This is a genomic window from Enterococcus sp. 2201sp1_2201st1_C11_2201SCRN_220225 (genome assembly GCF_040925905.1).
GTDB classification, from domain to species: domain Bacteria; phylum Bacillota; class Bacilli; order Lactobacillales; family Enterococcaceae; genus Enterococcus_C; species Enterococcus_C asini_A.
This window is the reverse complement of sequence record NZ_JBCOJC010000069.1, coordinates 1-5,013: the sequence shown is the minus strand read 5'-3', so window position 1 is coordinate 5,013 and position 5,013 is coordinate 1. Positions and strand designations below refer to the sequence as shown.

The following is a 5,013-nucleotide window of genomic DNA, read 5'->3' as shown; positions in this document are numbered from 1 at the left end:
CGCCTACCCCTAATAAACCAGGGCCAGTATGCACGACTAAAGCAGGAGAAATTTCACCAAAATATTGTTCCACCGCATTAGGCAACAGTGCCGTCAGCCGTTTCATCATTTCTTGGGCTTCTTCTTTCGCACCGGCATGGGCTACTGCCAAACGATATTTTTGACTCTTACCTGCAAAGTCTTTTACTAACTCTAATGATTTCGCCAGACTCTTTTTACGTCCCCGAGATTTCGCTACGGTGTAATAGACTCCTTCTTCATTACAAGAAATAATTGGATTTAACTTTAAGGCTGTTCCAAAAATCGCCGTAACTAAGCCAATCCGTCCACCCTTTTGTAAATATTCCAACGTGGCTACATTAAAAAATACTTTGTTTTGAAAAACTTCTGCCGCTAATTTTTGGCAAATGGTTTCAAAGTCCAGACCACTTTCTACCAGCTCCACTGCTCGAATTGCTTGCAATCCTGAGGCAATCCCGATATTTTTCGTATCCAAAACAAAAATATCCAAGCCTTCATAGTCTTTTGCCATCATTTGCACCATATTATAAGTCCCAGAAAGTCCACTGGAAATGGTTACGGCAATTACTTTTTCATAACCTGCGGCTTTGATTTCATCAAAGACCGCCACGATACTAGCCCCATCAGGAAGAGAGGTCTTAGGGATTTCTCCGGGCATACGGTCAATAACTTCTTGAGAAGAGATATCTACTTTGTCCGTATACTCTCGGTCGGGATAAATCACCTTTAATGGCAAGGTGTACACGTGATGTGCTTGGCTAAAATCTTGAGGCACATCACTGCCGGAATCAGCTAAAATAGCAATTTTTTCTTTATTCATGTGTTTTCTCCTTGTTTTGCAGATAAGCAATCTCGCATTCGATTACTTTTTCCGCAAGTAATTTATTGGCAAATGATAAGGTAGCTGCTCGTGCGGCTAGAAAGGGAAACTCGATTTTCTCTTGTTCTTCTGGAGGGATTTTTCCTTGGGCCAAATCTCCATTGCGTTTCAAAGCGAGCTCGGTTTCTTCACAAAAGAAGTCATAGGCTCTTTGAATCCCTGCCACTTGCGCTTGAAATAAAATACCTTCTTTAATTTCTGGTATTGTTAATACTTGCTTTAATATTGTAATGGCGAGTAAAAAAGCCACGTGAGTCTTGTCATAACGCTTTTTTTTCGGCGCTGGAATCATGCCTAATTTCACATAGTTGTTAACCATGGCTTTGGTCAATAAATTGTGTTTTTCCGGGGGAATCACCGGAGATAAATAGACGGTCACCAAAGTTAATACTTGATCCATATACAACTCCAGTTCAGGTAATTCTGTCCAACGTGGTAAATGAAAGCTCGCTAATTTAGCTCCCCACGCTTTAATATCCGGATTGAAATCTTCCATTTCTCCACCTTCAAATTTCTATTATCAGTTTATCTAGTTTTCAAAACTACATAGAGTATAGCACAGGGTGAAAAAGAAAAAAAGATGGACTTTCCTTCTTAACTAAGATCAAAAAAAGACCTACTGGCGGGGGACCAGTAGGCAGGAGTAAAAATGAAAAAGTGTTAGGGTTTGTCTTGGAATAAGACAGGTTGTTTGTTGGTACACTGGTACTATACAAAGTAATTGTGAATTTTTTGTGAACTGAGTCTTGGAAGAAATTTTTTTCAAGATGTCTTTAAACTTTTTTTACTTTTTGAATCTTATTCAAAAGAAAAGCTTTTTTCATATTCATTAAAGGTGCATTTCTTTTTAGAAAACAGCATGAAATTTTTTCGCGAATATCCCTTGCATTTTCAAATTTGAAATGCTAACATAATAAAGTACTTTTCGCAAAGGAAAGTTACGGGCTGTTAGCTCAGTTGGTAGAGCAGCTGACTCTTAATCAGCGGGTCGCGGGTTCGAGCCCCTCACAGCCCATTGGGTGCCAAACCCACGCCACCGGTACGTTCTTGGTCTCCTTGGAGATTTCGAAAAGAATGTACGCGGTGGTATTTTTTTGTAATTTTTACATCCAGAGCCCTTGAATCTTCCATTCAAGGGCTCTTTTCTTTAGATGGGAAATTTAAAAAGGTTGAGGCAATAATCACCTCAACCTTTTTAAAGTGGCACTCTTATTCCACCTCACTCAATACTTCATCTAAATTCTTCAAAAAGAACGCTACATCTTCTGCGGTGATTACTAATGGTGGTTGCATAGCTAGGACATTGCGATTCTCACCGTTTTTTCCTACTAAAATGCCTCGATCTTTCATTTTTTCTAGAATTTCATCCACTTGATCCGCAGCGGGGGCTAGTGTGGTACGATTCGTAACCAATTCAGCTCCTACCATCAATCCGATTCCCCGAACATCCCCGATTAAATCATGGCGTTTTTGCAATTCTAAAAGTCCTGCTTGTAATTGTGCTCCTCGCTCTTTGGCATTTTCCAATAAATCTGCTTCTGCCAAGTATTGTAACACTGCCATGCCCGCTGCGGTGGAGACGGGATTGCCCCCTAATGTAGAGGCAGAAGGTCTGGTGAAAGCTGCGGCAATTTCATCGGTGGTGATGTACGCTCCAATGGGAAAGCCATTGCCTAATGCTTTGGCCACTGTCATAATATCCGGCACGACACCGAAGTTTTCCATAGCAAACATTTTACCGGTGCGGCCAAAACCCGTTTGAACTTCATCCGCAATTAACAAAATATTGTGTTTTTCCAATAGAGCTTTGAGCTTTTTGAAGTAGTTAGCTGTTGGCGTAACGATTCCGGCATTGCCTTGAATAGGTTCTACGATCATGGCCGCAATCTTGCCAGAAGTTCGGCGACGAATCAAGCGTTCCACATCGGCAAGACATTCTTCTTCAAAATCTTCTTGGCTTTGATTTGTATCATGACGGCCATCTCGATAAAAGTAAGGATTTTTTGCAAAGTGAATCCCCCCATTCGGCGTGTCCGTAGTGCGCCACATGCCAATCCCAGTTAAACTCATGGTCAGTTGCGTGCGCCCGTGTAACCCAAGATCCAAAGCGATAAATTCATGGGCACCGGTGTATAGTTGCGCCATTAAAAGAGCTCCTTCATTGGCTTCCGTCCCAGAGTTCACAAAGAAAGTTCGTTTCAAATTCCCCGGTGTCACCGTAGCTAATTGTTCAGCCAGATTCACTCCGTTTTCCGTGAGATAAATATTGCAGACGTGCTGTAAGTCTTGGATTTGATTGATTACCGGGTTAATGATGGCTGGGTTGGAGTGACCACAGTTCATCACAGATACGCCGGCATAAAAATCTAAATATTTTTTCCCAGTAGAATCAAAAAGATACTGCATCTCCCCTTTGACTAATTCTGGGGGCTCTTTATAAAAATGATTGATACAAGGAACGAAATATTCCTGTTTTTTGGCAATAACTCCTGCTGGTCCTAAATAACTCATGTCTTTCTCCTTTCTAAGTAGCCGATTAATTAAAAATCAAAGTCTGTAAACTTTGTTCATGCCCGGTAATAGTGGCAAGCTTATCTGCCCATTCCATTCGTTTTTCTAAGCTAGTTGAGGTATCAGACTCATTTAGCGCTTCACGATACAATGCAATCACTTGTTCCAATACGTCGGGACTGTATTCTTTGGCTTCAATTCGCAGTGCATCTAGACCAGTCCTACTTAGTTCTGGTAACAAGACCGCGTAAGAAAAATCTTTTGTCGGCAAGAGATGGTTTTTACCGTATTGATCTACTCGAATCTTCCGCACAAAGCCATTTTCATCGATTAAATCCAAATTATCATTCGTGCTACCTCCGTCAATCCAATCTTTATCCGTTTGGTTTGACATGGCCTTTTTAAAGGAATGCTCCATATACATCAACGTAGGGGCACCTTGCACAATCAACTCTGAGGTAATAGGCATTTGTTTAGGTGTCGTCGCTACAATGGAAACCGGTGCTTCGATAGACAATGTAACGGATTCTAAGCCTTGTTCTTGATAGAATTTGCCACTGAGGTGATTGTAGACATTTAACCCGTAATCGCCTCGCAGTTTCAAATTCAACTTGCCATAACGACGAATTTCCCCAAGATTGGAAACCACTAATCCGGTAATCCCCACCTTTGGCAGTTGCGCTACAAAAGCATCTAATAAACGAAATTGATTTTGATTCACCATTCGTGGTAAGACGTAATATACCGGTGTCTGACTTTGTTTGGCTAAAGCAGCAATTTCTGTAAGCTCTGCTAAAGAAATTGCTGGGTTTGGTGCAAATACTTCACCAGAAAGATAAAGACTGTCTACGCCTGCAAGTAAAGCAGCCTTAGCACTGGCTTTACTATCCACCGTTACCCGCAACTCTAAAGGCTTTGTCTTTTCTTCATTACCAAGCAGTTCTTGGAAATGTTCCACCACTTTTGCCACCCGTCGCTCTTTCATAACCGGCTCTTCTAGGGGTCGTGAGAATACCCGGGGTTCTCGTTTGCCATCTAGGGCGATATTGTTGCGTCCCGGCTTGCCAAAAGCGTAGGCCGTAGACAAGTCCCGTACCCGATTTTCTTCCAGATATTCGACCTTTTTAGCATCCGTTTGGTAGCTGATTGGATCAGCCAAAAAGCGATCAATAGCCTCGCCATATAGATTGATCAAATCGATTAAATAATCTGCCCCACGCATGCGCCCTTCAATCTTATAAGAATTTACTCCTGATAAGATCAATTCAGGAATGTGTTGATACAAAGACATATCTTTTACCGCCATCGGGTAAACGAGTTCATCGTCTTTTTCATTTTGGTAAGCCCAGCGACATGGCTTCATACACAAGCCTCGATTGCCACTTTTGCCAAAGTAAACCCCACTGGCATAACACTGAGCACCATGAGCAATGCACATATCCCCGTGGATAAAGTATTCATATTCCAATTCAGGATAATCTTTCACAAAGTCTTCTACATCAGCCAAACTGGCTTCTCGAGAAATCACACAGCGCGTCACACCTAATTCTGACGCTGCGGCTAACATTTCCCGGTTGTGAACATTGGCCATGATACTCAAG

General features: G+C 41.8%; 5 protein-coding genes and 1 tRNA gene. 1 reads left to right on the top strand and 5 read right to left on the bottom strand.

Going from position 1 to position 5,013, the window contains the following annotated elements; all coding sequences use genetic code 11:
• Both AB5754_RS12510 and AB5754_RS12505 read right to left on the bottom strand, forming a co-directional pair.
• The coding region (locus tag AB5754_RS12510; protein ID WP_368259633.1) for a DegV family protein at positions 1–841 on the bottom strand (841 nt) is incomplete at its 3' end.
• Positions 834–1,397: a DUF1836 domain-containing protein gene (locus tag AB5754_RS12505; RefSeq protein ID WP_368251006.1), complete on the bottom strand. Its 564-nt coding sequence runs from the start codon at positions 1,395–1,397 to the stop codon at positions 834–836. The genes AB5754_RS12505 and AB5754_RS12510, both read right to left, overlap by 8 nt.
• Before the next feature lie 446 nt (positions 1,398–1,843).
• On the opposite strand from AB5754_RS12505, the gene AB5754_RS12500 reads away from it, so the two are divergent.
• A tRNA-Lys gene (locus AB5754_RS12500) sits at positions 1,844–1,916 on the top strand.
• Here AB5754_RS12500 and AB5754_RS12495 read toward each other — a convergent pair.
• The 3 genes from AB5754_RS12495 to AB5754_RS12485 all read right to left on the bottom strand — a co-directional run.
• A complete protein-coding gene (locus tag AB5754_RS12495) occupies positions 1,907–2,032 on the bottom strand; it encodes a hypothetical protein (RefSeq protein ID WP_368251007.1) in 126 nt (41 codons plus the stop codon). The two genes, AB5754_RS12500 and AB5754_RS12495, sit on opposite strands and share 10 nt — an antisense overlap.
• Positions 2,033–2,110: 78 nt before the next feature.
• On the bottom strand, positions 2,111–3,412 hold the full coding sequence (locus AB5754_RS12490) for an aspartate aminotransferase family protein (RefSeq protein ID WP_368251008.1): 1,302 nt from the start codon (positions 3,410–3,412) through the stop codon (positions 2,111–2,113).
• 25 nt (positions 3,413–3,437) lie between these two features.
• On the bottom strand, positions 3,438–5,013 hold a 1,576-nt coding region (locus AB5754_RS12485), incomplete at its 5' end, for a peptidase U32 family protein (RefSeq protein WP_368259632.1).

Coding starts and splice junctions, on each gene's coding strand:
- AB5754_RS12505 (WP_368251006.1), bottom strand. CDS start 1,397: ATGGAAGATTTCAATCCGGATATTAAAGCGTGGGGAGCTAAATTAGCG.
- AB5754_RS12495 (WP_368251007.1), bottom strand. CDS start 2,032: ATGGAAGATTCAAGGGCTCTGGATGTAAAAATTACAAAAAAATACCAC.
- AB5754_RS12490 (WP_368251008.1), bottom strand. CDS start 3,412: ATGAGTTATTTAGGACCAGCAGGAGTTATTGCCAAAAAACAGGAATAT.